Source organism: Maribacter litoralis (assembly GCF_003075045.1).
In the GTDB taxonomy this organism is placed as follows: Bacteria; Bacteroidota; Bacteroidia; order Flavobacteriales; family Flavobacteriaceae; genus Maribacter; species Maribacter litoralis.
This window is the reverse complement of record NZ_QCZD01000003.1, coordinates 336348-362340: the sequence shown is the minus strand read 5'-3', so window position 1 is coordinate 362340 and position 25993 is coordinate 336348. Positions and strand designations below refer to the sequence as shown.

Below are 25993 nucleotides of genomic sequence, written 5' to 3'. Positions count from 1 at the left end.
TATGATTAAGAAGTATATCTCAATTGTTTGTCTGTTCGCCATTTTTTCTTCGTGTGATAAACTAGATGAATTAACAAAATTTGATATGGAATATAGCCAGCGTGCTACCATACCTTCTTCTGCAGGTATTGATTTACCTTTTGATGTTTTTACCCCCGAAATGGAGACAAATTCAGAATCTACTTTTGCGGTCAACGATACTAGAAAAGATCTTATTGAAGAAATTAAATTAACCGAGTTGGAAATGGTGATGATTTCACCTGATGGTGCCGATTTTAGTTTTCTAAATGCTATTGAGGTTTATATTTCTGCAGAAGATCTCGAGGAAATACGAATTGCATATCTAGAAGAAGTTCCAGAAGATGCCGGCAACGTAATAACTTTAGATACGTCTGATGCAGATTTAAAGGAATATATTAAAAAAGATGAATTTAGTTTGCGTTTAAATACGGTAACGGACGAATTGATCAGTACGGATCATGAATTAGAGGTAAATTCTACATTCTTTGTAGATGCCAAAATTTTAGGGCTTTAATTAAAAGCCTCTCTTAACGCAACTAAATAGGCATTAAGGTATCTTGTAACTACTTACAAGACTTGGTGCTATGAAAAAAATTACCGCTTTACTAGTATGTATTGTTTTACTGCTTTCTTGTTCCAGTGATGATGACTATGGTTTAGAGTCAACCCAGTTTGTGTATGCTGAACAGCAATGGACATTGGTTAAAATGACCGGTAGTTTTCAAAATTCAGAAACTACTGGCAGTGAAATGGAATGGCAAGAATATTATACTTTTTCACCAGAAGGCACTTTTATAAAATCTAGAACTGTTGATGAGGTGGTGTACGAAGCAACAGGTAATTTTGAGGTGATTGAATTTGATAATGATCCTAATCATTATTTAGAACTTACTTACCAAACCGGAAACACATTAGTAGGTAATTGTACAGGAGATGATAAAGAACTTTTAATGTACAGAAATTCTACTATAATTTCTAGCCTATGGATGGCTTGCGATGGACCAGGTTTGGATTATCAGCTTACCAAGAACTAAAGCACCATTAAATTACAACCTCTAATATCAGAATTATCAAATCTACCGATTATTTCAAAAGTACCGTTATGATTTATTTTGCCAAGATCCTGTGTGGCAATAAAAGAGCAGGAATTAATATTCGCCAGGTCAATGACATTGATTCCGCCAGATTTACCATTTTTTAGATAGGTAAGTGGGTCTTCGGTATCGCGTACTAAAATCTTCATCCAGGCTGGGCAATCAAAAACACCATTGCCTTTGGAGTACGCTTGAGAAAGTAACTCGGTCATTCCGTATTCAGAATGTATATGTTCTACACCAAATCCTTTTGAAAGTAACTCATGTAATTCTTGACGCACAATTTCTTTTCGGCGCCCTTTCATACCTCCGGTTTCCATGATTACGGCATTCTTTAAGTCTAGTTGATATTTCTCGGTAAACTCAAGCAATGCAAAAGAAACTCCTATAATCAATATTTTGGTATCTGTTTTTTGTAACTCTAACAGTAATCGGTACAGCTCTTCATATTCATTTAGAAAGAAACCACTTTTGGGGTGATTAGATTTTTTGATCAAATCATCTGCCATGTAGATCAAAGAAGACCCTGTACGTTCTAAATAAGATGGTAAAAGCGCAAGCACGCAATAATCTTCGATGTCACCATAGAAATGGCTAAAAGCCTTTAGATAACTTTTCTCGTATAAACTTAAATCGGTTACATGGTGTTTGCTCGTTTCGCTACCCGTAGTTCCGCTACTGGTAAAGGTGATTTCAGTAGCATCGGTACTGCTGAGAACATTTTTAGATTTAAAAAATTCAATGGGTAAAAAAGGTATCTGTTCTAAGGTATGTACAGTGTTTGGGTCTATATTTAAAAAAGAGCAGAAAGCTTTGTATACTGTATTGTTCTTATATTGAAACTTAAAAATACGCAGTGCTTGGATTAAAAAATCATCCGCTGTGCGTATATCAAAAATAGCATTATTGTTCATGGTTCTGACCGATTATGACAAAGGTACTGAACCAAATTATTTATATGGATTTGAGTTGAAATTATGTCGGCAAATTATTTTACTACAAGTTTACGCGTAATCGATTTATCATTTTCCGTTACCTGCACTACATAAACCCCTGGCGACAGGCGAGAGATATTCATGGCTTTGGCAGATAATTTTTCTCTCAAAACTAATTCGCCGAATACATCGTATATCCTTACATCTTTTAAAGAATTCTGTTGTGTAGTTACGTAAACAACATCTGCAATTGCTGGGTTTGGGTATAATTTAAAACCAGTAATTTCATCATTATGTAGGTTGTTGATATCTATGGTGTCTTGGGCATACAAACCAACGGAGACTGCCATAAATAGCATAAAGTAGATTTTCTTCATTTTTTATTGATTTGGGATCAACACTGTAAAGGTAGATAGAAGTGTAACTAGAACACTGAAAATGTTGTGAAAGCTAAATTTATGTAGGTCAATGAAATAGCCTTTGCATTTCGTCGTAAATATGTGTATTTAACCGATGGGAGTTTCTTTGAAAACTTGTGGGAAGTAGGGGCTAAGTTTACTTAACGATTAACTTACGTGTACACATTTTGTCTTTTTCAAGAACGCGTAACACATAAACACCGGCATCTAAATCAGATAAATTTAATTCTTTACCTAAAATGGTTGTCTTTAGTAATAATGTGCCAAAAACATCGTAAATGAATATTTCTTTAGGTGCATTTATGTTTGTGGAAATATAAACTTTACCTGTTGTAGCCGGATTTGGGTACATGCTAAAACCACCAATATCACCATTGCTTTGGGTGCTTTGCCCATAGCAGAAGGAAGTGAAAATAAAAAAGATGATTAGGTAAAGGTGCTTCATACGCTACTACAATACAAATGGTATGCCACAAATATATAAATATTGATGACTGAATGTCAATGTGGTAGACCCTTTCTTCTAAATTTTTCGATGAAATGCAAAAAAGCCCGCAATTTGCGGGCTTTTTCTAAATGAATGCATTTTCTTTTTAGAAGGAAAGGCTATATCCTAAAGAGAATGATAATCCTGGATCTCTAAAAGAAGAACGGTTTGTGATTCCACCGAAAGACTCATATAAACTTTCTCGTTCATCGCCAAGTAAGTTATTCGCCTTAAAGCTAACTTTAGAACGTTGCTCTTCTCCAAATTCTTTAGAGATATTAAAGTTTAAGCTATTAAATGGCTGAATGAAAACATCGGCATTTTGACCGAAACCGATAATTTCCAAGGTTTTACCTTGAACATTATAAAAGAGACCGGTTTCAAATCCGTTTTCTCTATTATTATAGTTTAGACCAACGTTTATCAAATAAGGAGACTGACCTTGTAATTGTCTGGTGTCATCAATAGTTTCACCATCTCTAGCAAAAATCTGTCTAGTTTCAAATTCTTGGTCTTCTCCTTTTGCCATTTCAATTTTAGAGTCGATAACAGAGATATTTAAGTTAAGACTTAAATCGTTAAGGCTTTCAGAAATAAAACCGAAGTTTTTACGTGCTTCAAGTTCAACACCAAATACATCTGCCGATGGTGCATTACGTGGAGTAATTTGGTTTGGAGCAACGTTACTAAAAGCAACTATCTCGATTGGATCTTCGAATTTTTTATAGAAACTACTGAATGCAACCATTTGTGCTCTATCTCCGAAAACTTCAAATCTAAAGTCGAAGTTATCTATATAGGTAGGTGTTAATTCTGTATTACCAATAAACAATCTACCCGTTAATAAATCTGTAATTTGAACTACGGATAATTCTTTAAAACTTGGTCTCGCTGTAGTTTTAGAGTATGAAAATCTAAAATTGATGTTCTCTTTCAGACCATAAATTAAATTCGCGGAAGGAAAGAAATCTAGTTCGTCTATAGTTTTCTCATCATCGAAAATTTCAGTACCTGTATTGTTCTGACCGGTAAAATGTGTTATGAATTGTTCGGCTCTTATACCTAAAATAGCACGGAATTTTTCTGAGAATTTAAATTCGTTAGAAAGGTAGGCAGCTGTAGTTTGTTGATCTGATTCATAACTGTTTGCAGGCTGAAAGTTACCTCTAATATAAGATCCAGAACCACCTTCTACTGTCCAAATATTCTCATCGGCTAAAATTGCATCAGGATCTCCATTTAAATCTGCAGTAGCAAAATTACGGAAAGCTATATTGTAGTTTTGAATATCGTACTCTCTTTGTTTGTAGCTGTATAGACCACCAAATTTTAACATAGATTTATTACCGAACATTTCATAGCTTTTAGAAAAGTCAACTTTTCCAACGGCATTAACTTCTTTAAGTTCTCTCCAAATTCGTTGAGGAAAACCTGCGTCTGAGCTAATAGAAAAACCATCTGGATCAATAATGAATGTTGTTAATCTTACATCCTTGTCATTTACATTTACTAAGGTTGGCGATAAACTCCACTCGGTTATAAATGAAGCATCATCAGATGTATGTTTTCCAGAAAGTAAAAGGTTAGATACTGCACGTTCGTAATATTCTAAGTTATCTTTAATTACATCAATATCATTAGAAAGCTGTGTTTCTTGATTGAAAAATGCTGCTTTGGTTTCTCCATTTTGTATGTGCAGTAAATTCAATTTGTATTTTGACCTTCCGGTTTTATAAGACAAGCCTGTTAAAAAGGAAGTCAAAACATTATTAGAGCCTAAATCTCCTTGTTGTATTCTGTCGAATCGTAATTCATTAACATCAGAATCTGGACTTTTTTGGTAGATACCATTTTCAAATCCTTCATAAAAGGTAGTGGTATTCTTGTGATCTATAGAAGCTATAAAGCCAAGTTTATTATCACCAACATCAAACTGATTTCCATAGCTGAATCCTAAGCTGAAATCTGGTTTTGAATTTTCTCTTTGGGTAGCAAGTGTTTTATCAAAAGAACGTGTAATACCTTCTAAACTTCCGTTTTCTGCTGAATTGGAAGGACTAGGAATATCAGTTTCTTTAGATATCGGTAAGTCTCGAGTTCCATCGTCAAATCCTAAAAAATCAGTTCCACCACCTTCATAGGTAACATAGTTGTCCTTAAAATGCATGTCAGGATTAAAACCAACAGAAGCTGAAATAGACATTTGTTTTTGAGTTGGGAAATCTTTTGTAACGATATTTACAACACCACCGGTAAAATCGGCAGGTAATTCTGCAGCTGCAGATTTAAGAACTATTACATTTTCTAGAATATTAGTAGGGAAAATGTCCATTTGCACCGTATTCTTATCCGGATTTAAACCAGGTATGTCCATACCGTTTAAGATAGATTTGGTATAACGATCTCCTAAACCTCTAACAAATACATATTTTCCTTCTTGTACAGATACCCCTGGTACACTTTTAATAGCGGAAGCAATATTACTTGCACCTGTAGTTTTTATCGCTTCAAGTGATAATCCGTCCATTAACGTTACCGAATTTTTCTGAAGATTTAAAACGGATGCTTCTGTGTTCTTGCTTACCGTAGTAGTAACGACTACTTCGTCTAATTGTGAAGATGCCGGCTCTAATGTTACATTGACTTCGACCGTTTTATCGGCTTCAACTACAATATCTGAAATTTGTTTTGTAGTATAACCAAGATAAGAGAATGTTAATGTATAGGTGCCTGGTTCGGCCTCAAGGGTATAAATACCGTCAAAGTCAGATGAGGAACCTATCGTTGTACCTTGTATTAATACATTGGCAAATGGGAGTACATCATTAAACTCGCCATCCATCATTTTCCCTGAAATGGTACCGGTTTGAGCAAAGGACCACTGTGCTAGTACAAGGGATGTTACAAAAAGAAATTTTTTCAACATTTTATTTAAATTTATAAGGCTCAGTTATTTAATAAAATAGTCCAAAGGCTTATTTAAAGCCTTTGGACATATTGTTTTTATTTTATGTTTTTTAGAATTATAAGCCTAATTCTGTTGCAGCCGAAGCCCATGCAAAGGCTGATAAATCGGCACCTACAGTTCCTGTTGTAACTGCAGTAGCGTTGTCTGTAAACTTAGTTTCGTCTCCTGCATTGAAGTCACCGGCAAAAACCTCACCGATTGTTGTCAATCCTTCAGGAAGAACTATTTCCCAGTTCGTGAAAGCGATACGATCTGCAGAAAGTTCAGTTGCAGAATCTTCTCCACTGATGCTTACTGTAGCTTCAGCATTGAATCCAGAAGCAAAAACATTGTTAAGGTTGGCGATAAGACCATCTCTTAAGTCAGCATATTTGCTAGAAGTACCTGCACCTATAAGAGTAATGTTCTCCATTGTGAAACCACCTTCAGTAGCTGCACTACCTTCAGGACCGTCAAGCTCAAGACCAGAACCAGACTCAGTTCCCATAACAACAACACCATTGGTAAGTGTACCGCTCCAAGCTTGATCAGTATCAAAACCGTCATCACCTTGAGACCAAACGATAGCGTTGGTTACGTTAACAGAACCACCGAACCACTCGATACCATCATCTTGGTTGGCAACAACTTCAATATTTTCTATAACTGTACCAGAACCAACACCACCAAGTGTTAACCCGTTGATTTCATTATCCTGTCCAATAGTGATACCACCGTGACGGATAGAGATGTACTTAAGACTACCTGAGTTATCTTCAGAATCTGTACCACCGTACTGTCCATAAGACTCATCAGCAGGTAAACCTTCAATCTGAGCAGTTTCAAGATCACCGTTTACAGAGATAGGAGCGTAACCTAATACGATAATACCACCCCAAAGACCAGTATCTGCAACGTCTAAAGTACCTGTAGTTTCACCTTGAGAGATACCATCTAATACAGAAGTAAAGATAATTGGCTCGGTAGCTGTACCTTCAGCTATTAATGTAGCGCCTTGATCAATAACAAGAGCAGAAGCAAGAGTTTCTAAACCTTCTTCACCTTTAATGATAGTACCTGCCTCGATAGTAAGGGTTACACCTTCGTTTACGATAACTCTACCATCTAATATGTATATGTTTTCAGCTGTCCAAGTTTCGTCTGAGTTGATTATACCTGTTTTAGTGATCGTCACACCTTCTGGTGAAACAGCAATAGCACCTTCGCTAGCAGCAAATGTCCAAGAAAAAGCATCAACATCAGCACCAACAGTTCCTGATCCTACTGCAGTAGCGTTGTCTGTAAATTTAGTTTCGTCTCCTTCATTGAAATCACCTGCGAAGATATCACCGATAACCAATCCTTCAGGAAGTACAAACTCCCAGTTAGAGAAAGCGATACGATCTGCAGAAAGTTCAGTTGCAGAATCTTCACCACTGATATTTACTGTAGCTTCTTCATTGAATCCGTAAGCGAAAACATTGTTAAGGTTGGCGATAAGACCATCTCTTAAGTCAGCATATTTACTAGAAGTGTTTGCACCTATAAGAGTAATGTTCTCCATTGTGAAACCACCTTCAGTAGCTGCACTACCTTCAGGACCGTCAAGCTCAAGACCAGAACCAGACTCGCTACCCATAACAACTAAACCGTTAGTAAGTGTACCGCTCCAAGCTTGATCAGTATCAAAACCGTCATCACCTTGAGACCATACGATAGCGTTTGAAACGTTAACAGTACCACCGAACCACTCGATACCATCATCTTGGTTGGCAACAACTTCAATATTTTCTATAACCGTACCAGAACCAACACCACCAAGTGTTAACCCGTTGATTTCATTATCCTGTCCAATAGTGATACCACCATGACGAATAGAGATGTACTTAAGGCTACCTGAATTATCTGCTGGATCTGTACCACCGTACTGTCCGTAAGACTCATCAGCAGGTAAACCTTCAATCTGAGCAGTTTCTAGATCACCGTTTACAGAGATAGGAGCTTTACCTAATACGATAATACCACCCCAAAGACCTGTATCTGAAACATCTAAAGTACCTGTTGTCTCACCTTGAGCGATACCATCCAATACAGAAGTAAAGATAATTGGCTCGCTAGCTGTACCTTCAGCTATTAATGTAGCCCCTTGATCTACAACAAGTGCAGAAGCAAGAGTTTCCAATCCTTCTTCACCTTTAATGATAGTACCAGCCTCGATAGTAAGGGTTACGCCTTCATCAACAATAACTCTACCATCTAATATATATATGTTTTCTGATTCCCATGTTTGATCTTCAGTTAAAACACCGGTTAAAGTAATTACTTCACCTTCTTCAACTACTGGATCGTCATCGGTATTAGTCGGAGTGTCATCGTCGCTGCTACAAGAGGTAAGAGCAAATGACGTAATTGTCAATAGAGAGAAAATTAATTTTTTCATTTTGTCTTTTTGTTTTATTAGTGTTGTAAGCATATTGAATATGCTGTTTATTAAACACGGCAAAGAAAGAGATGGGGTGTAATGTTCGGGTTAGATCCATGTTAAACATTTATTTTGTTAATGTTATCTAAACGTTACTACATTAAATCAATGTTAACTGAGGTATCAGTAATAGTATTATCTTTACTTTTGAGCGAATCAATCCATTTTAAAAACCATGAAAAAGAAGGATATTAGGATACTTTTAGTTGACGATGAACCAGACATCCTAGAGATTATAGGTTATAATCTATCCGCAGAAGGATACGACGTTTATACTGCTAAGAACGGTACAGACGGTGTTGCGAAGGCTAAGAAAAAACTTCCACATCTTATTATGTTAGATGTAATGATGCCAGAGATGGACGGTATAGAGGCCTGTGAAATTTTAAGAAGAACACCGGGTATGGAAAGTACCATAATCACCTTTTTGACCGCTAGGGGGGAAGATTATTCACAAGTAGCCGGTTTTGATGCCGGGGCAGATGATTACATTACCAAGCCTATTAAGCCCAAAGTTTTGGTTAGTAAGGTAAACGCACTTCTTCGAAGAATTAAAAATGAGGAAAACGCTCAAGAAGATATTACCAAGGTGGGTGATATTGTCATTAATAGGGAAGAATACAAGATCATTAAAAAAGGTAAAGAGATAATATTACCTAGAAAAGAATTTGAATTGTTGGCCTTGTTAACTTCTAAACCAAGTAAAGTATTTAAAAGAGAAGTTATTTTAGACAAAGTTTGGGGTAACGAAGTGGTTGTTGGTGGTAGAACTATCGACGTACATATTAGAAAACTTCGTGAGAAAATAGGTGAAGACCATTTTAAAACCGTAAAGGGAGTAGGATATAAGTTTGTACTCTAAATGGCTGCGCCTCTACGTTCTAAAAAATCATACCGCTTTGCATTTCGCTCTTCGCTATATATTGTAATAATTGGCATAGCCGCGCTTGCCGCATTACAATGGAAATTTAGTACCATAAATTGGGTTATTTTACTTTCTGCGGCATTGTTTTTCTTTATAATTTCATTTATTACCCTGCAGTTAAGAATAGAGAAATTCATTTATAGACGAATTAAAAAAATCTATGACGATGTAGAGTTGTTAGAGTCCAGCACTATACCCTCGTATCCTGTAACTACGGATATGAGAACCTTAACAGCGGAAATAGAAAAGTTTGCGAAAGATAAGAGAATAGAGATTGATACCTTAAAGATTAGGGAAGAATACCGCAAAGACTTCTTAGGCAATGTATCTCATGAACTTAAAACACCATTGTTTACTGTACAAGGCTATATTGAAACTTTGTTGGATGGTGCGATCGATGATAAGAACGTACGTAAGAAGTATTTGATAAGGGCGAATAAAGCAGTAGATCGATTGATTTATATCGTAAAAGATTTGGACCTGATTACAAAGTTGGAAGTCGGGGATCTTAATTTGGATAAGCGCTCTTTTGACATTATAGATTTAATACAAAGCGTATTTGACCTTTTAGAAATGAAGGCGGCCAAGAAAAACATTACGCTGACATTTGACATGGAGTATGTTGATCCAATTTTTGTTTTTGCAGACAAGGAAAAAATTCAACAGGTACTTACAAACCTTTTGGTCAATTCCATTAAATACGGTAACAATAATGGTACAACCGAAGTAAGTGTGGAGAATTTGGTTAAAAACAAGGTCATTGTAAGGGTTACCGATAATGGAGAGGGTATACCGGCAGTTCATATTCCTAGACTTTTTGAGCGATTTTATCGCGTAGATCAAAGTGGTAGCCGTCGCGAAGGTGGCTCTGGTTTGGGGCTTGCCATAGTAAAACATGTTATAGAGGCACATGGCGAAAAAATTTATGTGGAAAGTGCCGTTGAGGTAGGATCTGAGTTTTCTTTTACCTTAGAGAAAAGTATCGTTCAAATAGAGGAAGTACTATAATCGCTAACCCTTGCTTTTTTCTTAGATTTGCCGCAGTTTATATGTAAAGATTGTGGGAAGTAAGAATAAGTTAAAACGATTTCAAGAAAACGAGACCTTTTCAAATGTAATTCAACCAACCAGAGATGAGGTGGTAAATGGTTTTCCGTTAAAAGGAAAATGGAATACCCATTTCAAAAATGACAATCCTATTGTATTGGAATTGGGTTGTGGTAAAGGGGAATACACTGTTGGTTTAGCAAAGAAATTTCCAAATAAGAATTTTATTGGTATCGATATCAAAGGTGCCCGTTTTTGGAAAGGAGCCAAAGAAGCCGTTGAAGAAGAATTGCCCAATGTTGCTTTTATTCGTACTCAGATAGAATTAATAGACCATATTTTTGGGAAAGAAGAGGTATCGGAGATATGGATTACCTTCCCAGATCCACAAATTAAATATAAACGCACAAAGCACCGCATGACCAATTCGGTATTTTTAGAACGTTACAGACAGGTGTTAAAAGCAGATGGAACCGTTAATTTAAAAACCGATAGTGAGTTTATGCACGGTTATACACTAGGTCTGCTGCATGGTCTTGGTCTAGAGGTACTTTACGCCAACCATGATGTGTATAAAAATGAGGGTAGCCCTAAAGAAGTCTTGGAAATACAGACTTTCTATGAAAATCAGTATCTTGAAAAGGGAAAGCCAATAACCTTTGTTAGGTTCAGGGTAAACTAAACCAATGCAACAACTACCAACCTTATTTGTTTTTACTTTTGGTGCTGCTTTTTTTGCATCGCTACCACCGGGTCTACTTAATTTGAACGCTGCTAAAACCAGTGTCGAAAAAGGGAAGGCGAATGGTATTATTTTTGGGCTAGGGGTAGCATTGGCCGTAATGGTACAAACCTATATTGCCGTTCGTATAGCTAAACTAATATCAAGAAACCAGCATGTTATAGAAGTTCTGCTTCAGTTGGCATTGGTGATCTTTTTAATTTTGGCAATTGTATTTTTTATAAAAGGCAAGAAGCAAAAAAGTAAACCTTTAATGCTCGTGGAGACCAAAAAACGCAATAGCTTTTCTAAAGGGGTATTCTTGGCTATGATCAATTTGTTGGCCATACCGTATTATAGCGGTCTTAATACCGTATTTCATTCCCAGGGTATAATCACCTATGAAATTATAGATGAAGTATTGTTTATACTTGCTACGGGTAGTGGTACTTTTTTAGCCATGTATCTGTATGTCATTTATTTTAATAGATGGGAGCATAGAACAGAATCGTTCTCTAAAAACAGTAATTATATATTAAGCGGTCTAATGGTCCTGTTGTTTATAATTACTGCATTTAGATTATTCAAAAATTAGCATAGATATGAAACCTGAAAATGAGAATTTCTTTGAAAGGGTCTATCAGGTGGCTAGGTTAATTCCTGAAGGAAGGGTAACTTCATATGGTGCCATCGCTAAATATTTAGGTGCCGCGCGTAGTGCCAGAATGGTAGGTTGGGCAATGAACGCATCACATACTATGGACGATATTCCCGCGCATAGAGTGGTAAACAAAGCAGGCATATTAACCGGTAAGCATCATTTCGACGGTACCAACCTTATGCAACAGTTGTTAGAGGCAGAAGGTGTTCAAATAAAAGATTTACAGATCGTTAATTTAGACAAACATTTCTGGGACCCGTTTACAGAGCTTAAAGCAGAATTATAGTATTATTGAAAGGTTAGTGTAAACGTTGTTGTTTCATTAGAAGTTACACGAATAGATCCCCCGTGCAACCGCATAATCTGTTTACTTAAACTAAGTCCGATTCCGGTACCCGTACTTTTGGTCGTAAAAAAGGGAACAAATACTTCATCTAACATTTCTGGAGAAATACCGGGGCCATTATCCGTAACCGTAATGTATTTTTTACCTTGAGGCGATATGCCGGCTATGATTACTATTTTGCCGTCATCTTGTCCTTCCAGCGCTTGTTGTGCATTTTTCCCTAAATTAAGGAGTATTTGGGTCAGCTGTTTTTCATCAATATACAGCTCTAGATTGTCAGGTTCTATGGTTATTTCAAGAATTATATCATGTGCATTGGTATACTCTTGTAGCAAAAGACGAACCTTCTCTAAAATTTTAGAGGCAGGTATTAATTCCCTATCAGGTTCGGGTACACTTAAAAATGTACGGTAGGACTGTACAAAACTCATTAGGTCATTACCCTGTTCTTTAATGACCTCAAGACCTTTGGCAGAATTTTTTATTTGTAGTTCACCAAATTCTTCGGGCGTAGAAAGTTCGTTTCCTTTTTTGAAATATTTTAAAATAGATTCTGATATGGAGGTAATTGGGGTTATGGTATTCATGATTTCATGGGTAAGTACCCTGATCAATTTTACCCACGAATCCGTTTCCTTATCATCTAGTTCTTTTTGAATGTCATGTACAATGACCAATAACAGTTGTTTTCCTTCAATGGAAATGGGCGTACATTTTAGGGTCAATTCTTTTTTTCCTCGTTCATTGCCTAAAGAGTGTATGGTACTCTCAAAAGGTTGCAATGCTTCAAACAGTTCATAGAGTTCTGGGTCTATTTGCTTTAGCTGTTTTACATGGTTCAGAGGTCTATAATTAAGAAGGTCTTGTACTGTAGGGTTGGCGTATAGAATATGTCCTTTATCGTTTACTGTGAAAATACCTATATCTGCCTGACGTAAAATTTCTTGATAATATTGTTCTTGTGCTTGCTTTTTTAGGTGAATATCTTGAATCATATTGTTCAGCATATTCAGGCTATGGTTTAATTCTTCTATAGATTTTACACTTAATTTTTCAGGAAAACGCAGGGTAAAATCTTCATTTTTTATGGCATCAAAAAAATAGGCTATTTTTCTGTTGGTCTGGTTTACGTAATGTATAAGTGCGTATGTCTGTCCTATAAAAACTAAACTTAAAATACCGCCAAGGAGATAATGTTCTTTGGCAAATAAAAATGCGGTCAACAACGCGCAAACGGCAATTAGAATAATCCTGAAAACCAGTTGGTAGTATATACTTTTGCTGACCATTATTTACCCGATTTTTTAAGTTTGTTATATAGGGTTTGTCTTGAAATACCTAATTGGTCTGCTGCTGCACTGTAATTACCATCATTATCGTTCAGTGCTTTGGTAATCATTAATAATTCCATTTCTTCAAGGGTTTTTGGTCCGGTTTCCATGGTAACGGTTGGTTTTGCGTCCAGTAGAAAATCGGTTGGTTTCAGCACATTTCCTTCCGATAAAATTACGGCACGCTCCATAGTATGTAAAAGCTCCCGTACGTTTCCTGGCCAGGGGTAGCCCATTAGTTTTTCTTGTGCCGTTTGGTTTATTTTTAAACTTGGCTTACCATATTTATGGGCATATTTTTTAAGGAAATAGTCTGCCAATACCAATACATCACCATCTCTGTCCCTAAGTGCTGGTACTTGTACTTGTATGGTATTTATTCTGTATAATAGATCCTCACGAAACAAGCCATCTGCCACCATTTGCTCTAGATTACAGTTGGTAGCACATACCAATCTAATATTTACGGGAATAGGTTTGTTAGATCCTACGCGAACAACTACCCTGTTCTGAATTACAGATAATAGTTTTGCTTGCATCTGTAGCGAGAGGTTTCCTATTTCATCTAAAAAAAGCGTTCCACCATTAGCGGCTTCAAACTTACCGGCACGATCGTCCTTGGCATCCGTAAAAGAACCTTTTACATGCCCAAAGAGTTCACTTTCAAATAAATTCTCTGAAATGGACCCCATATCCACAGAAATAAAAACTTCGTTGTTTCTAGCAGACGATTTATGGAGTTCTCTGGCAATAAGTTCTTTACCCGTGCCATTCTCACCGGTAACCAAAATATTGACATCGGTTTTGGCAACTTTCTGTACAAGGCTCAATACACTATTAAGTGCTTTTGAATTGCCAATGATGTAATTGGTATTTTGGTTAATAACCTGCTTTAGGTTACTTTCTTTCTGCTTTAAGTGTTGCACTTCTTTTTGCGACTTTCTAAGTTCGTAGGCAGATTTTACGGTAGTTAATAGTCGCTCATTGTTCCAAGGTTTCAATACAAAATCGGTAGCGCCTTCTTTTATGGCTTCAACCGCAAGTTCAACGGCACCATAGGCGGTCATCATAATTACCGATATATGAGGCGCCTTCTTTTTTATTTCCCGAAGCCAATACAATCCTTCATTTCCTGTATTTACTCCCGCAGAAAAATTCATATCCAATAATATGATGTCTATTTCCTTAAGGTTGGGAAATGATGAAAGTAGATTAGGGTTAGATATGGTTTGCACACTTTTATACTCAAACTGTAGTAATATCTCAAGAGCACTAAGTACACTTTTGGTATCATCTATTACAAGGATATTCGCGTCGATCATGGGTATATGCTATTAACTCATTTAAATCTACATATAGAAGTTTGTATTTTCATACCAGTGTAAAAATATTTGACAATATCTGTACAACATTTTTACACTGATAAATTATAGTTGATTTTTATTTAATTATAATAGACTGTAAATCAGGTATTTAAAATTATGGCACGCATATAGTATAGAGAATGGCATACCAATTAAGAAATGAACAAAAAAATTAAAATAACGACACTTTTACTTTGCTCCATTTGGGCATCTGTTTTTGCACAAGAGCGTTGGACGTTAGATGAATGCGTTGCCTATGCGTTGGAACACAATTTACAGCTGAACGATTTTAAATACACCAACCAATCTAATAAGGAAACCTACAGACAATCGGTTCGTAATTTGTTGCCTTCGGTAAATGCATCATCTAGCTATCTTGTGAATTATGGTAGAGCGGAAGATCCAAATACGGGTACATTTGTGAATCAAGATTTCTATTCCAATAATTATTCTTTAGAATCTTCTATCGATTTGTTTCAGGGATTTCAGAAAATCAACGCTATTAAGGCTTCAAAATTATTGTTCAAAGCAACGGAAGAAGAAGTGCTTCAGCAAAAATATTTATTGGCATTTAGGATCATGCAAGCCTTTTACGATATTCAGTTTTTTGAAGGCTTGGTAGCAATATCAAATGAACAGTTGACCGTTTCTCAATCTAATTACAATCTAGTAGAAAAGCAAGTGGAACTAGGGTTGAAAGCTGGTACGGATTTATATGAGGCGGAATCTTTGTTACTGACCGATAAATTAAACGTAACACAAAGTGCCAATCAATTGGCATCGGCAAAGCTGACCTTGATTCAAGAAATGAATTTAGAAAACACTTCTGAAATTGAAATAGCGAAAGAATTGCCGGAAGTTGGCGTTGCGGAAATAGAAATGAAATCTGATTCAGTATACACCGAAGCCCGAGAATTTTTACCATTGATAAAAGCACAAGAGTTTAGAGCTAAAGCGGCAAAAAAGCAGGTAGCGGTTTCTAGAGGTAGACTATACCCGTCGCTTTCATTTTTTGCAGGTATTGGCACCGGTTATTTTGAGACCACAAGAGACACCTTGGGCAATACTTTACCTTTTAGACAACAGTTTAGAGATAACACTTCTCAGTACTGGGGAATAAATTTAAGTGTACCTATTAGTAACGGTTGGTCGGCAAGATCGCAGGTGAAACAGTCTAAAATAGAAAAGTTACGTGCCGAGAATAATTTAAAAACACAAGAACAAGAATTGTTTCAAACCATTCAGCAATTAGTGCAAGATTATAATTCTTTAGTGGTTGAGTTGGTACAGAGCAATCAAAAAATGGAGGCGCAAAATTTAGCATTCACCATAGCACAAAAGAGATATGAAAAAGGCTTGATAAATGCCTTGGAACTGTTTACCGCCAAAAATTTATACGCCAGTGCACAAAACGAAAATTTACAAGTAAAACTACGTTCAGAAATCAATAAAAGTACATTGGATTTTTACAGGGGATTACCAGTTTTCAATATAGATTAGTATTAAGTAAATAGTATTAAGAGGGAGATTTAATACGAACAACGAACAAACGATTACCATGGATATAAAACTAGAAAAGAAAAAAGGATTAAAACCAAAACACTACGGCTATATTGCCTTAGGCGTATTGCTATTATTTGTTGGCTACCAACTGTTATTTGCCAGTTCGGTTTCGACCTTTAGAACAGAAAAAGACAAGCTGTCAATTGCCGCGGTTTCTGATGGTAAGTTTGATGATTACATTACTATTAATGGTAACGTAGCACCAATAGCCACTATTTATATGGATGCCTATGAAGGTGGGCGTGTAAGTGAGAAATTAATAGAAGAAGGTGCCATGGTGAAGAAAGGCGATATCATCTTGAAGTTGGAGAACATGAATCTGTACGAGCAGATTTTGGCAAGCGAAAGTAACTTGGCATTAAAGCAAAATGATTTGCGTTCCACAAAATTGAATTTTGATTCTAGACAGGTAGAAGGAAGAAAATCTTTGGCAACGGCAAGTACAGATTTGCAACGCTTAAAAAGAAATTATGAACAGAACAAAGCATTATTCGATGAGGAATTGATTTCAAGAGAAGCATTTCAGTTGTCCAAAGAAAATTATGAGCTGTCCCAAAAACAGTATGAGATCGTAAAATTGCAGACGGAGCAAGATGATGAATTACGTGAAACATCATTAAGAGGCTTGGATACCGATTTGGCGCGTATGCAGAAAACTTTAGGTATGGTGTACCAAAGGTTAGATCACTTAAATGTAAGAGCTCCTGCAGACGGTCAATTGGGATTTTTAGATGCAGAAATCGGTCAGAGCATTTCACAAGGGCAACGAATAGGTCAAATCAACGTGCTGACAGATTATAAAATTGAAGCGGATATTGATGAACATTATATTGATCGTGTAAAGAGAGATTTAGTGGCAGTTTTAGAGCGTAATGGAACAGAATTTCCATTGCGATTGCGAAAAGTATATCCAGAGGTAAGAAACGGAAGATTTAAGGTTGATTTGGTTTTCACCGATAACAAACCAGAGACCATTCGTTCGGGTCAGAGCTACAATATTAAATTACAATTAGGCGAATCTAACGATGCATTATTATTGCCAAAAGGAAGCTTTTTTCAAAGTACGGGCGGACAATGGATTTTTGTTGTAAATCCTGATGGTGGAGAAGCCATTAAAAGAAATATTAGAATAGGGAAACAGAATTCTAGATACTATGAAGTATTGGAAGGCTTGGAACCCGGAGAAAAAGTAATCACCAGTAACTATGATAATTTCGGGGAAGCTGAGAGAATAGTTTTGAAATAGAGAACCAACTGTCACATCAGAGTAATCTGAGCGTCATTATAACAAACAAAAAACGCAGGAATATGATAACCATTACAAACCTAAAAAAGAGTTTTAGAACAGAAGAAGTAGAAACCTTGGCATTGAACAGTGTCAACCTAAAAGTAGAAGATGGCGAATTTGTTGCCATTATGGGGCCGTCCGGTTGCGGTAAGTCTACCTTGTTGAACATTATTGGAATGCTGGACAACCCTACGGAAGGCAGTTACAATTTTGCGGGCAATGAAGTAGGCGGACTAAAAGAGAGCGAACGTACGCAACTGCGTAAGGGAAATTTAGGTTTTGTATTCCAAAGCTTTAACCTTATAGATGAGTTAACCGTTTTTGAGAATGTGGAACTACCCTTGATCTATTTGAAAATGGGTAAAGCAGAACGTAAGGAGAAAGTAATGAAAGTATTGGAGCGTATGAAAATAGCACATAGAGAAAAGCATTTTCCGCAGCAATTATCTGGTGGTCAACAGCAGCGTGTGGCAATATCAAGAGCGGTAGTAACCAACCCAAAATTGATTCTTGCAGATGAGCCAACAGGTAATCTAGATTCCAAGAACGGTATAGAAGTAATGAATTTGTTAACGGAACTAAACCAAGAGGGAACCACTATTGTTATGGTAACGCACTCAGATAGAGATTCGCACTACGCGCACAGAGTAGTCAATCTATTCGACGGTCAAATAGTAACCGAAAGTCAGAACAGGGCAATCGGTGCTATGATGTAGAGAGTTTATTCATCAATCAATCATTTTGTTGGTACTGTTCACTGAGCGGAGCCCAAGTGAAGACAACTAATCAACCAAAAACCGAACCAACCCAACCTATCCCTTAATCACGGATAATAGAATATCATCAATCAATCACCAAGCCAATTCCCCTCCTTTAGAGGGGTTAGGGGAGGAAAAAACAAAAATCATGTTCAAAAACCATCTTAAAATTGCTTGGAGAAGTATTAAAAAGGATACGCTATTTGCCACCATTAAAATTGGTGGCTTTGCTGTTGGTATAGCGGCTTGTCTTTTAATTGCATTGTTCATTAACAATGAAGTAGGTTATGATCGGCACTATGCAAAAAAGGACCAGTTATATAGGGTAGTGTTAGAGGGCATGTATAAAGGTGAGGTGATGAAAAGCACGCACTTTCAATTGCCTTTTGCCGAAACCTTACAGAACGATTTTCCAGAAATAGTAAAGGCTGGAAAAATTAATACCATTGGTATTTTTGGCGCAGGCAATCGTGGTTTTCGTTTAGCAGGGGCATCTCAAAATAATCTGGAAACAGGTTTTGTGCTTGCAGACCAAGAAGCGTTTGAGCTTTTGGAAGTGGAATTGCAACAAGGCAATCCAAAAATGGCATTGGCAAACCCTAAAAGTATTGTCATATCAGAATCCAAAGCGGCTAAGTATTTTAATGGTGGTAAAGTAGTGGGCGAGACCATTATTTTAGATAATGACCAGACCAAACCTTATACGGTAACCGGGGTGATGAAAGATGCTCCAAAAAACTCACATCTAGCCTATGATTTTCTGTTGCCCATAGAGGATACCAATGCAAACTGGACCAACCAGAATTACTTTACCTACGTATTGGTAGACGACCATACAAACGTGCAGGAGTTAGAGCAAAAAATGGTTTCTATTGTTGAAGATTATATAATTCCCGCACAAAGAGAACGTGGGCGTGCACCAGATTTTATAGAAGTATTGAGAACCATGAAGTATAAACTTCAGCCCATAACCGATATTCATTTGTATTCGGATATTAAAATGGCAGATGGTCTTAAGCATGGCGATATTCGTTTTGTATGGCTTTTTGCTGCCGTTGCCGGTTTTGTACTATTGTTAGCGGTCATCAATTTTATAAATCTATCTACTGCAAAATCAGCCAATAGGGCAAAAGAAGTAGGGTTAAGAAAAACCATAGGTGCCTATAAAAGCAATTTGGTAACACAATTCATGACCGAATCCGTGGTGTACAGTTTTGTATCTTTTTTACTGGGTGTAGTATTGGCTTGGGCGTTATTGCCAACGTTCAATAACATGGCATCAAAAACAATAGAAATGCCATGGTCGGCATGGTGGTTTGCTCCGGTAATAGTACTATCTGCTCTTTTGGTAGGGGCTTTGGCAGGATTATATCCCGCATTTTATTTATCGGCTTTTAAACCGGTAAATGTTTTAAAGGGAAGTCTTAGTATTGGCAGTAAGAGTGGCAAATTAAGAAGCGGACTCGTTATTTTTCAGTTTACAACTTCGGTGATTTTGATTATAGCTACGTTGATTATTTACCAACAAATGGATTTTATACTTCAAAAAGAATTGGGCTATGATAAAGAACACGTGGTAATACTTGAGGGCACAGGTATTTTGGGTGATAGCGCTGAAAATTTTAAAGAACAGTTACTACAATTACCACAGGTAAAGTCGGCAACCATATCTAACTATTTACCTATTGATGGCGGTAATAGAAACGGAAATACCTTTAGAAGGGAAGATGAAGGAAATGAAGGCAGGGGCATACCCGCCCAAATTTGGAGGGTAGATTATGATTACATTAAAACATTGGGAATTACCGTAAAAACCGGAAGAGATTTTTCCAAACAATTTGCGTCAGATGCTTTGAACTCCATCATTATAAATGCCAACATGCAAAGAGAGTTGGGCTTGGAAAATGCCATTGGTAAAGAGATCAATAACAACGGACAGATGTTCAAAGTAATAGGTGTTATAGATGATTTTCATTTTAAATCTTTAAAAGAGGATATCTCTTCCTTGTCTTTGGTAATCGGTAAAGATTTAGGAGCTATTTCGCTAAAGTTGGAAAAAGGAAATGTGAATGAGGCATTGGCATCTATAGCAACGGTCTGGGATAAAAATGTCCCCAGTCAAGCAATAAACTATAGCTTTCTAGATCAAGAATTCAGTCGTATGCATGATGATGTAGAGCGTATGGGCAAAATATTCAACAGCTTTGCACTATTTGCCATTTTAGTAGCCTGTTTAGGTTTGTTTGCACTATCTGCCTTTATGGTAGAACAACGAAAAAAAGAGATCAGCATACGTTTGGTTCTAGGGGCGCCATTCAAGAGTATTTATAAGCTGCTTACCCTAGATTTTATGAAACTGATCGTTATTTCTATTGCCATTGCCATACCTGTTGGGTGGTATTTAATGAGCCGGTGGTTAGAAGATTTCGCCTACCACATTACAATTGGTTGGGGAATATTCTTTACCGCAGGATTCATAGCACTGACCATAGCTATTTTAACTATAAGCTATCAATCTATTGAAGCCGCATTGATTCAGCCGTTAAAAAGCTTAAGGAAAGAATAATTCATCATCAAAAAACGAGAATCATGCTCAAAAACTATATAAAAATCGCTTTTAGAAATGCATTTAGATATAAGGGTAATAGTATAATTAATATTTCTGGACTTGCGATTGGTTTAACCAGTGTTATTTTGATAGCCCTTTTTATAAGCGATGAATTAAGCTATGATCGTTTTTTTAATGATGCCGACCAAGTGTATAGGGTCAATTTAAATGGTAAAATGGGCGATGATGAGTTTTATGCCGGTTATACACCTCCGCCAGCGGGTGAGACTTTGGTTGACAATTTTCCTGAAATTGAAAGTTTTACACGTATATACAGACCAGGAGTTGATGTTCTTGAATTTTCTGATGGTTCTGAAAAACAAGTTTTTAACGAAGAAAATGTATTTGCTGTAGATGCCAATTTTTTAGAGGTTTTAAGCTATCCTATGTTAAAGGGTGATCCAGAAAAAAGTTTACAAGAAGGGAATAGCATAGTTGTAACTAACAGTATCGCGAAGAAATATTTTGGAGATGTGGACCCGCTTGGTAAAATCCTTTTTTATGGAAAGGAAAGAAAACCGTTGAAAGTTACGGGTGTTTTAGAAGACATGAGCAATTTACATGCCTCTGTAAACTTCGATATATTAGTTCCTGTTTCAAATTTTTCAAATGTAAAACGATTTAACTGGAGTTGGGTATGGTTACAAATGGCTACTTATGTAAAATTGACCGAAAAAGCAGCGGCAAATCCAGAAGTAATTGATCATTTAGAATCACAGTTTCCTGAATTGATTAGGTTACATGCGGCAAATGCTTTTGATAGAATAGGTCAGCCTTACGAAGAGTTTTTAGAAAATGGTAATAAATGGGATTTGCACTTGCAGCCACTAACCGATATTCATTTACATTCTGGTGAGATAGAATCGGTAATTTCAGAACAGAACAGTATTAAAAACTTATACATTTTTGCCATAATTGCTTTTTTTATAATAGTACTGGCTTCGGTTAATTTTGTCAATTTGGCAACAGCACAGGCATCTAAAAGAAGTAAGGAAATTGGTATTAGAAAAGTATTGGGTTCTCCTAGAATTCAACTTATAAAACAGTTTTTGGCAGAAGCCATTTTTTACACCGTAGTATCCACGTTTTTAGCACTATTGTTGGTTTGGGTATTTTTGCCTTTTTTTAATCAGCTAGCTGGTAAAACCATCACTTTCAATACTATATTTAAAAATGGTATTTGGTTATTTATTATCTGTCTTAGTTTACTAACCGCTCTTTTGGCGGGTATTTATCCTGCATTTTATTTAACTTCTTTTAAAGCAGCGAATGTTTTAAAAGGAGTTTCCAAAGTATCGAACAATAAAGACGGTTTCATTAGAAACGGATTAGTGGTTTTTCAATTTACTGTTGCTATAATCATGATTATAGCAACTAGTATTGTCTATCTGCAATTGAATTATACCCAAAATCGTGATTTAGGATATGATAAAGAAAACTTGCTTGTAATTCGTAATGCAGAAAAACTTGAGGGTAGCGAAGAAACCTTTAGATCAGAACTTGAAGAGTTTTCAGAGGTAAAAAATGCCGCCATTTCTTCAGGTATGCTTACCAGAGGCAGTTTTGGTGATTTTTACTTTCCAGAAGCAACTAATTCAGACGATGGAATTGCTAAAGATATCATACTACAATCTTACTTGGTTGATCAACATTTTATGTCGACCCTAGATTTAAAGTTAATAGAAGGTAGAGCGTTTAATAGTAACTTCAATGATTCGTTGTCAGTTGTAATCAATGAAGCAGCAGCAAAGCAAATAGGATGGCAAAACCCTATTGGTAGAATGATTCAGTATCCTGGAGGTAAAATGGAATCATACAAAGTGATAGGGGTTTTAAAAGATTTTAATTTAGAATCGTTGCATAGTCATATTACACCATTTGCCTTGTTTTCCAATACTTCAAAGAGTTATGAAACAGGCGTATCATACATCACTTTAAAGGTAAATTCAGAAAATATCGGAAAATTGATGTCTTCTATTGAAAATCGATGGAATGCTTATCAGCCTACTGTGCCTTTTGAATATTCTTTTCTTGATGATGATATAAACACTGCTTATATATCAGACCAAAGACAGGCAAATTTATTTGGTGTATTCTCTTTCTTAACCATATTCATAGCCTGTATGGGTTTATTGGGATTAATAGCATTTATAGCCCAACAGAAAACAAAAGAAATAGGAATAAGGAAAGTCTTGGGTGCAAGTATTGGTGAAATTGTACAGATGCTTGCCCGCGATTTTGTAAGGTTAATTGTAATTGCCATGTTGATTGCGACCCCAGTTGCATGGTACTTTATGAATAAATGGCTACAAGACTTTGCATACAAAATAGAAATACCTTGGTGGGTATTTCTATTATCCGGTGGTATGGCTTTAGTTATTGCATTGATAACAATGGGGTTTCAAGCGATAAAAGCTGCTATAGTAAACCCGGTAAAAAGCTTGCGTACAGAGTAAATAATAATCACCAATCCGCTTACACTCCTTTGTAGAGAGATAGGGAGAGGAAAATACGAGAATCATGTTTAAAAACTATATGAAAATCGCTTGGCGTAACCTAACTAAGAATAAAGGGTATTCAATTATTAATATTGGCGGACTTGCAATTGGCATGGCTTGTTTTTTAATGATCTTAATGTTCATTAACAAGGAGCTTTCCTATGATAAGTATCATACTAAAGGCGATCAAATTTATAGAGTGGTACACCATATGGGATCGAGCGATGTAAAAGACAAGTGGATTTGGGGAAATGCACCTATAGGACCTGCTCTAAAAGAAGATTTTTCTGAGGTGATTGAAAAAGTACAGTTTACGGGTAGGTCGGATGTTTTGTTGGAATACAACTCTAATTCTTTTCAAGAGAGTGATTGCTTCTATGTGGATGCTTCGGTCTTTAATGTTTTTACTTGGCCATTACTTTCGGGGAATCCTAAAACAGCTCTAGAAGCACCATATTCTGTGGTGTTGACAGAAAGTACGGCCAAGAAGTATTTTGGTGATGAAGATCCAATGGGTAAGGTTATGGAAGGTGTTGGCGGTAGAGCCAATGATGGGCAATATACCGTAACCGGTGTCATGAAAGATGTGCCCAAAAACTCGCATTTTAATTTTGATGTTTTACTCTCTATGAGTTCGTTTTACCAAACAAGACCAAATATTTTTGAGTCTTGGGGATATGTGGATTTTTATACGTATTTCTTGGTAAACAATAATTTTAATGTTGAAAATTTTCAATCAAAAATGCCTGTGTTTTTAGATAAACACAGGTCAGAGGAAGAAAAGGAATATTACTATGATGTAGCATTTGAACCGTTAAAGGATGCCTATTTGAATTCAGATGCTGTTCGCCAACCTGGTATAGTTGGCAGCCTGCCCAACATCTATATTTTTGGTGTTATAGGCTTATTTATACTTGTCATTGCCAGCATCAATTTTATGAATTTGGCGACTGCAAGGTCTATGGAACGCGCCAAAGAAGTAGGAGTTAGAAAAGTTATTGGTGCCGATAAGAAAGGATTGGTCTATCAATTTTTGGGTGAATCCTTAGTAATGGTTTTAATATCTGCTTCCATAGGGTTATTACTTGTTTTTGTGTGCATGCCTTGGTTATCGAATATTACAGGTAAGCAGTTTATAATAGATGATATCTTTAGCTCTTATATGTTGCCATTATATTTTGGTACGGCTATAATTACCGGTTTATTTGCGGGAAGCTACCCTGCTTTAGTTTTGTCGGGATTCAAACCCGCCAGTGTTTTAAAAGGACTGATAAGTTCCTCTCCGCAAGGGGTGAACTTACGTAAAGGTCTAGTAATTTTTCAATTCAGTTTATCTATTGCATTGATAGCAAGTACGGTTATCGTTTATTTTCAACTAAGTTTTATGTTGAACAAAAATCTTGGGTTTGACAATGAGCAACAATTGGTCATCGATTATAATTGGGACGGTGAAGTTTTGGATAAGATAGAAACCGTAAAAAATGAACTTAAAAGTTTGCCAGAAGTAACATCTGTAGCTAGTTCGCGCACAGTGCCAGGAGGTCATTTTCCGGCTGCCGGAACAGAGATAGAAACATTTGAAGGCAGTATGGAACATTTTGAGCCATTTTTGTATGAAATAGATTTTGATTTTATCCCGCATTACAATATTGAGGTAGTGGCAGGCAGAGCGTACTCAAGGGAATTTGTTTCAGATTCGCTAAGTGCTATGGTCGTAAATGAAGCTGCAGTAAAATCATTTGGTTATGCAGACCCTTCTGAAATTATTGGTAAAAAATTTCAGCAATGGGGTCGTGAAGGAACCATTGTAGGGGTCGTTAAAGATTTTAATTACATATCCCTACATCAAGAAGTAGCTCCGCTATCCATGCGTTACTCTCAATATGGAAGGTATATTTCCTTAAAGGTAAAGACAGATGATATGCAGCGGTCAATAGCCAATATTGAGGAAAATTGGGCAACTTTAGCACCACACAGACCATTCTTGTACAGCTTTTTAGATGATAGTTTTAATGAACAGTACCAAGCAGATTTTAGATTTAAAAAGCTGTTTACCCTATTTTCTTTTTTAGCCATATTCATAGCATGTTTGGGCTTATTTGGCTTGGCAACGTATAGTGCCATGTTGCGAACCAAAGAAATAGGGATACGAAAAGTGTTGGGAGCAGAAGTTTCTAGTATTGTCACATTATTGTCAAAAGACTTTATAAAGTTGGTGATCATTGCAATTGTAATTGCAACGCCATTTGCATGGTACGCTATGGATAATTGGTTGAATGTTTATGCTTACAAGGTAGAAATCAACTGGTGGGTGTTTGCCTTGGCAGGTATTATGGCGGTTGCCGTTGCTATTATAACAGTAAGCTATCATGCCATTAAATCTGCACGGGCGAATCCTATCAAAAGTTTACGTACGGAATAAAACTTTATTGTAAATAATTTAGACACATTTTGTCCAAATATTTGACACTCAGTATTTTATCTTTACATATAAATAC

The 25993-nt window shown here is 36.5% G+C and carries 20 protein-coding genes; 13 read left to right on the top strand and 7 right to left on the bottom strand.

The window, feature by feature from the left end:
* The first annotated feature begins 1 nt into the window (after position 1).
* Together DCS95_RS13005 and DCS95_RS13000 are read left to right on the top strand one after the other, a co-directional pair.
* A complete protein-coding gene (locus tag DCS95_RS13005) occupies positions 2 to 535 on the top strand; it encodes a hypothetical protein (protein WP_116771220.1) in 534 nt (177 codons plus the stop codon).
* 70 nt (positions 536 to 605) lie between these two features.
* Positions 606 to 1055, top strand: coding sequence for a hypothetical protein (locus DCS95_RS13000; RefSeq protein WP_116771219.1), 450 nt, complete (start codon positions 606 to 608; stop codon positions 1053 to 1055).
* Here the strand turns inward: DCS95_RS13000 and DCS95_RS12995 are convergent.
* The 5 genes from DCS95_RS12995 to DCS95_RS12975 form a co-directional block, all read right to left on the bottom strand.
* Entirely contained in the window at positions 1052 to 2029 is a 978-nt protein-coding gene (locus DCS95_RS12995; protein WP_116771218.1) for a LuxE/PaaK family acyltransferase, read from the bottom strand. The two genes, DCS95_RS13000 and DCS95_RS12995, sit on opposite strands and share 4 nt — an antisense overlap.
* Before the next feature lie 74 nt (positions 2030 to 2103).
* The gene (locus DCS95_RS12990; RefSeq protein ID WP_116771217.1) at positions 2104 to 2427 is read right to left on the bottom strand and encodes a T9SS type A sorting domain-containing protein; all 324 of its coding nucleotides are present in this window, start codon (positions 2425 to 2427) and stop codon (positions 2104 to 2106) included.
* A 178-nt stretch (positions 2428 to 2605) separates the two neighbouring features.
* On the bottom strand, positions 2606 to 2914 hold the full coding sequence (locus DCS95_RS12985; RefSeq protein WP_116771216.1) for a T9SS type A sorting domain-containing protein: 309 nt from the start codon (positions 2912 to 2914) through the stop codon (positions 2606 to 2608).
* Between the two features lie 148 nt (positions 2915 to 3062).
* Positions 3063 to 5882, bottom strand: coding sequence for a TonB-dependent receptor (locus DCS95_RS12980; protein ID WP_116771215.1), 2820 nt, complete (start codon positions 5880 to 5882; stop codon positions 3063 to 3065).
* A 97-nt stretch (positions 5883 to 5979) separates the two neighbouring features.
* Entirely contained in the window at positions 5980 to 8343 is a 2364-nt protein-coding gene (locus tag DCS95_RS12975; RefSeq protein ID WP_116771716.1) for an autotransporter outer membrane beta-barrel domain-containing protein, read from the bottom strand.
* Positions 8344 to 8560: 217 nt separating this feature from the next.
* Here DCS95_RS12975 and DCS95_RS12970 point away from each other — a divergent pair, with 217 nt between their 5' ends.
* The 5 genes from DCS95_RS12970 to DCS95_RS12950 are packed head-to-tail and all read left to right on the top strand — an operon-like array spanning position 8561 to position 12025.
* Positions 8561 to 9247, top strand: a complete 687-nt coding sequence (locus DCS95_RS12970) for a response regulator transcription factor (RefSeq protein ID WP_071340491.1) — start codon at positions 8561 to 8563, stop codon at positions 9245 to 9247.
* A complete protein-coding gene (locus tag DCS95_RS12965) occupies positions 9248 to 10318 on the top strand; it encodes a sensor histidine kinase (RefSeq protein ID WP_116771214.1) in 1071 nt (356 codons plus the stop codon).
* Between the two features lie 52 nt (positions 10319 to 10370).
* Positions 10371 to 11039 carry a tRNA (guanosine(46)-N7)-methyltransferase TrmB gene (gene trmB, locus DCS95_RS12960; RefSeq protein WP_116771213.1) on the top strand — a complete coding sequence of 223 codons (669 nt, stop codon included), beginning with the start codon at positions 10371 to 10373 and terminating at the stop codon, positions 11037 to 11039.
* Positions 11040 to 11043: 4 nt separating this feature from the next.
* Positions 11044 to 11673 carry a LysE family transporter gene (locus DCS95_RS12955; RefSeq protein WP_116771212.1) on the top strand — a complete coding sequence of 210 codons (630 nt, stop codon included), beginning with the start codon at positions 11044 to 11046 and terminating at the stop codon, positions 11671 to 11673.
* 7 nt (positions 11674 to 11680) lie between these two features.
* Complete coding sequence (locus tag DCS95_RS12950) at positions 11681 to 12025, top strand: MGMT family protein (protein ID WP_116771211.1); 345 nt, start codon at positions 11681 to 11683, stop codon at positions 12023 to 12025.
* Between the two features lie 2 nt (positions 12026 to 12027).
* Here the strand turns inward: DCS95_RS12950 and DCS95_RS12945 are convergent, their stop codons facing one another.
* Together DCS95_RS12945 and DCS95_RS12940 are read right to left on the bottom strand one after the other, a co-directional pair.
* Positions 12028 to 13374, bottom strand: a complete 1347-nt coding sequence (locus DCS95_RS12945; RefSeq protein WP_116771210.1) for a sensor histidine kinase — start codon at positions 13372 to 13374, stop codon at positions 12028 to 12030.
* Entirely contained in the window at positions 13374 to 14738 is a 1365-nt protein-coding gene (locus DCS95_RS12940; RefSeq protein ID WP_116771209.1) for a sigma-54-dependent transcriptional regulator, read from the bottom strand. The genes DCS95_RS12945 and DCS95_RS12940 overlap by 1 nt, the downstream gene beginning before the upstream one ends.
* Positions 14739 to 14939: 201 nt before the next feature.
* On the opposite strand from DCS95_RS12940, the gene DCS95_RS12935 reads away from it, so the two are divergent.
* The 6 genes from DCS95_RS12935 (at position 14940) to DCS95_RS12910 (ending at position 25917) form a co-directional block, all read left to right on the top strand.
* Complete coding sequence (locus tag DCS95_RS12935) at positions 14940 to 16280, top strand: TolC family protein (RefSeq protein ID WP_116771208.1); 1341 nt, start codon at positions 14940 to 14942, stop codon at positions 16278 to 16280.
* A 58-nt stretch (positions 16281 to 16338) separates the two neighbouring features.
* Positions 16339 to 17589, top strand: coding sequence for an efflux RND transporter periplasmic adaptor subunit (locus DCS95_RS12930; protein ID WP_116771207.1), 1251 nt, complete (start codon positions 16339 to 16341; stop codon positions 17587 to 17589).
* 62 nt (positions 17590 to 17651) lie between these two features.
* The gene (locus tag DCS95_RS12925) at positions 17652 to 18347 is read left to right on the top strand and encodes an ABC transporter ATP-binding protein (protein WP_058104953.1); all 696 of its coding nucleotides are present in this window, start codon (positions 17652 to 17654) and stop codon (positions 18345 to 18347) included.
* A gap of 190 nt (positions 18348 to 18537) precedes the next feature.
* Entirely contained in the window at positions 18538 to 20955 is a 2418-nt protein-coding gene (locus tag DCS95_RS12920; protein ID WP_116771206.1) for an ABC transporter permease, read from the top strand.
* Between the two features lie 23 nt (positions 20956 to 20978).
* A complete protein-coding gene (locus tag DCS95_RS12915) occupies positions 20979 to 23453 on the top strand; it encodes an ABC transporter permease (RefSeq protein WP_116771205.1) in 2475 nt (824 codons plus the stop codon).
* Between the two features lie 64 nt (positions 23454 to 23517).
* On the top strand, positions 23518 to 25917 hold the full coding sequence (locus DCS95_RS12910) for an ABC transporter permease (protein WP_116771204.1): 2400 nt from the start codon (positions 23518 to 23520) through the stop codon (positions 25915 to 25917).
* Positions 25918 to 25993 lie beyond the last annotated feature (76 nt).